General features: G+C 42.9%; 1 protein-coding gene. It reads right to left on the bottom strand.

Annotated elements, in window-relative coordinates:
- Positions 1-152, bottom strand: a 152-nt coding sequence (locus QVO39_RS05820) for a cation-transporting P-type ATPase (protein WP_288171832.1), incomplete at its 3' end; no start/stop codon positions are given.
- Between the last annotated feature and the right edge of the window lie 109 nt (positions 153-261).

Genomic DNA, 261 nt, shown 5'->3' with positions numbered 1-261 from the left:
AATAAAATAATGATGGTAGGGTCTTGAAACTTCTCTAGAAACTTCCGCCATACCGATACCCGAGCTACCGGAGTCAGCAGATTGGCACCATGCTTTGCCCTACTCTCTGCCACCTCACTATCGCTCAATCCCTCCCAGTGCTTTATATCCATCACTTGCTAATCTAATCTATTATCCTAAGTAGCAAAGTTACACAATTATTAGAGACTATTGCGTGGTATAAATCTGTATCATCACCACGTCCGACTTGTCTGACTTGTC

Origin of the sequence: Porphyromonas sp. CAG:1061, from assembly GCF_000435035.1 — a bacterium.
In the GTDB taxonomy this organism is placed as follows: Bacteria; Bacteroidota; Bacteroidia; order Bacteroidales; family Porphyromonadaceae; genus Porphyromonas_A; species Porphyromonas_A somerae.
Note: the sequence above shows the minus strand (reverse complement) of the source record. Positions and strands in the feature narration are given on the sequence as shown.